Genomic DNA, 3,988 nt, shown 5'->3' with positions numbered 1-3,988 from the left:
TGGTTTGGCTGATACGTTTCGGATGCTTGAAAAACAAGATTTGATGAAAGGTTTACTAGAGGAAAACAGTGAATATTTAGAGCATCAAAAGAAACTGGATATTAAAGTTATCTTTGGTAACCCTCCTTATTCGGTAGGACAAAAGAATGAAAACGATAATAATCCCAATATATCTTATCCCATATTAGATGATCGTATTCGTGAGACTTATATAGCTAAATCGAAAGCAACTAGTACGCAAAAGTTATATGATAGTTATATCCGCGCTATCCGCTGGGCTAGTGACCGTATTGATAATGCTGGGGTAATCGGCTTTGTCACAAATGCCGGTTTTATTACTGGACATTCTATGGATGGTTTACGCAAATGCCTCGTTGAAGAATTTAGCAGCCTTTATATTTTCCATTTACGGGGGAATGCACGGACTTCTGGAGAACAACGTAAAAAGGAAAGTGGTGGCATTTTTGGTGAAGGATCTCGAGCTCCCATAGCTATCTCTATTTTGGTTAAAAATCCAGAATCTCAACAGCGTGGCAAAATATATTTCCGTGATATTGGAGATTATCTCACGAGAAAAGAAAAGCTTATAATAATAGAGTCTCTTGGTAGCATTGATGGTATTACACGGAGCAAACAAGGTTGGCAAATAATTACACCAGATAAGTACAGTGATTGGCTTGATCAACGTGATGACAGTTTCAAAACATTCTTAGCTATGGGTGTCAAAAAGGGGCATGATAAAAAGCTCTTTGAAACTTATTCTCTTGGTGTTTCAACCAATCGTGATGCTTGGACGTATAACTCAAGCCGTGAATCTGTAAAGAAAAATATGAATAACATGACTGCCTTCTATAATAATGAGGTAAAACGTTTAAATAATACCTATTCACATGCTGATCGTACAGCACGTGCAAAGGTCGTGAATGATTTCGTCAATTCCGATGTAAGAAAGATTAGTTGGAGCAGTACTCTTAAGAGAGAATTATTAAGAGGTAAATTTTCCGAATTTGAAGATAAATGCCTTATTCAAAGCCTATACCGTCCTTTTACACAACAATGGCTTTATTACAATAGCGTCTTTAATGAAGCAGTTTATCAAATGCCGCGTATATTCCCGATAAGACAAGCGGTTGATAATAAGGTGATACAAATTACAGGTATAGGAGCAAAGAAAGACTTTTCTGTATTGATGACTAAAGCTTTGCCTAATTTAGATTCAATAGAAAAAGGTCAATGTTTTCCACGCTATATTTACGAAGATACTACGGTTTCAAAAAGTAGAAGTGAGAAACAATCCCATTTATTTACGCATTCTACGGAGAAAAACACAACAGCTGGTTTACAGAGGCGTAATGCTATTACTGATGAGGGGCTAGAACATTTTAAAGCCGCTTATCCTAATGAAACTATCACTAAAGATGATTTGTTCTATTATGTTTATGGGATTTTACATTCAGAAGATTACCGTGCTCGTTATGCTGATAATTTATGCAAAGAATTACCTCGCATTCCTTGCGTAAAGAGTGCTGATGATTTTTGGAAGTTTGTAACAGCTGGGCGTGAACTCGGTCATTTGCACATGAATTATGAAGATGTAAAACCTTATCCAGTGACTTTTAAAAAGGGTAATCCAAAAGTTACAGAAATCTCTAATCCCGAAAAGTTTTATTATGTTACTGAAATGAAATTCGCAAAAGCAGGTAAAGAGAAAGATAAAACCACTGTTATTTATAATAACAATATCACAATAACAGATATACCTCTTGAAGCTTATGCGTATATCGTCAATGGCAAACCCGCTCTTGAATGGGTTATGGGGCGTCAATGTGTAAAGACTGATAAAAAGAGTGGTATTGTGAATGATGCTAATCGCTATGCTGTTGAAACCGTTGGCAACCCTGCTTATCCATTAGAGTTATTTCAAAGGGTTATTACTGTAAGTTTAGAGACAATCAAAATTGTTAAGAACCTACCAAAATTAGAAATTAGAGAAACTGAATAACTTATAAAGCATGCTCACATAATGGGCATGCTAATCTTATTAAAGCCGCTTATGTATTAGTTTAAATAAAAGTTTATTTTATCATCTGTTATGAGATAACTAAGATAGGAAAGAATTACGTTATCAGAAATCCTTTAATGGACTTTTGTAAATTCTTTAAACGTATCATCTTGTGAGTTGATTACCTATAATCTTAAAAGGAATAATTTATCATGCGTTATTCTAAAAAGAAACCATTTGCACTTTTAGATACTCTTATTTGGATTGCCTTTAAGAGATTATACCGTATTTAAAATGATAGCTTTATCCTTTTCAAAAGCTTTGTTTAAACAGAGTTATGTATATTCATTTTCTTATATTATTTATAGGTTTTGTCTGTTTTTAAAANATATTATTTATAGGTTTTGTCTGTTTTTAAAACCCCCAAAACACCTACAAAACCCTCTTAGATATATATTAAAAATTGTATTTATGTGTTATGTTTAATATAGGTTGTTTATTTGAAAGATTAACTTATTGAAATATAATAACTTTTATTTTGGATTAAAAAATATATATAAAGGGGGGGGTAAAAAGACCCCCCAAAACCCCCATACCCCCCTAAACTCATAACCATAATAGTCTTAATAGCATTTTTATGATCATAAACCGTTTCTTTTGAAAGGCTTTACAGGATCATACGCTTTTCATAAGACATGTTTTAATCACTCACTAAAATAATAAGGTTATCTATTTAAATAAATTGATAAAAATTCATTAAAGGAATTTTGATAACGTAATCAGTTTTTACTTTCATACGCTTTTCATAAAGCACGTTTTAATCACTCACTAAAATAATCTATTTTGTCAGTTCAATTTACTGACACATAACTGAGAAATATATATTATGAATTGAATTTATGGGTTGTCTTTTAATAAAGGTTGCATCATTAAAATTATAACCTATTGAAATATATTGATTTTAATTTTCTCTCATTAAAAAAATAATATAGGCTCTAAAAAGAACTGACAACACTGACACGGTCTATTAAAAGGGATTTTTCTAATCTTTATAATGATCAATCTCTTTTTAGATGTTTTCATAACAAGCAATAAATCGCAATTATCCTATTTATCAACTAGTTGTATAACATCATCTAAGGTATAGGTTTTCATGAATCTTCCCCTGCATACTCTTTAATTCTTTTGCAGAGAAATTCATAAAAATTACTTGCGTAATATTCGGAATCTTCAGATGTATACTTGAGATAGAGTGGGCATTCACCATCCCGAAACTGCGTATAATCAAAATAAAAGGTTTCACCAAAATCAGTTGTGCAGATAACAAGTTGTTTGGGGTCCGTAAAGCCATCTCTTCTATCGAGCAAATTTCGGTAAACAATATCACCAGCAGGAATACCTGCACAGATTTCATAAATACTGAATATTTCTTCACCTCCAATTTCTCCTCCTCCATAATTTTTTAAAAAATTCTTATAGGAAGAGGTAAATTGTAAACCAAGAGTGTTCTCAGCTGTTTTAATCCGTACATCATCAGGGGCATTATCTTGAGTACCAAAATTAATAACATGACTATGCATATCAACATATTGTGCAACATCTGATAAAGTATAACTTTTCATAAATTTTTCTCCATAAGTCACAGCGTGTTTTTACTCATAATGAGTGTTCCTAATGATCAATCTTTTTCTACTATAGCCAATGGAATTGAGATGAGATTGATAAAATCATAAGAGATATGTTCTTGACGGAGCTCTTTTCTCATCTGTCTCTGTACAATCATCTCGCATTTACAATATATGATGGAATTAAAGGAGGTGATCATTAAAGTTTAGAGAGCGCCTTTTAGGGATATTATTTCAATATTTGCAATAATTACTCTTTCTTTTTTCCTACTTAGGAATTTTTTTTTGAAATCCAACAAATAACTTTTCTGATAAAATTTGTCTTTGGATTCATAGGAGCAACCAAACTCCTGCCTTGATA

Annotated in this window: 2 protein-coding genes; one reads left to right on the top strand and one right to left on the bottom strand. The window is 32.3% G+C overall.

Annotation, left to right across the window (positions count from 1 at the left end; genetic code table 11):
• Positions 1–2,002: type ISP restriction/modification enzyme (locus ACFIMC_RS04900; RefSeq protein ID WP_375680793.1), on the top strand; the 2,002-nt coding region annotated here is incomplete at its 5' end.
• A gap of 1,151 nt (positions 2,003–3,153) precedes the next feature.
• On the opposite strand, the gene ACFIMC_RS04895 is transcribed toward ACFIMC_RS04900, so the two are convergent.
• Positions 3,154–3,624 (bottom strand): SMI1/KNR4 family protein, encoded by a 471-nt coding sequence (locus ACFIMC_RS04895; RefSeq protein ID WP_375621053.1) that lies wholly within the window; start codon positions 3,622–3,624, stop codon positions 3,154–3,156.
• Positions 3,625–3,988 lie beyond the last annotated feature (364 nt).

Origin of the sequence: Bartonella sp. AP21QHHD, from assembly GCF_042196205.1 — a bacterium.
Taxonomy (GTDB): Bacteria; Pseudomonadota; Alphaproteobacteria; order Rhizobiales; family Rhizobiaceae; genus Bartonella.
This window is presented reverse-complemented; position numbering and strand designations above follow the sequence as displayed.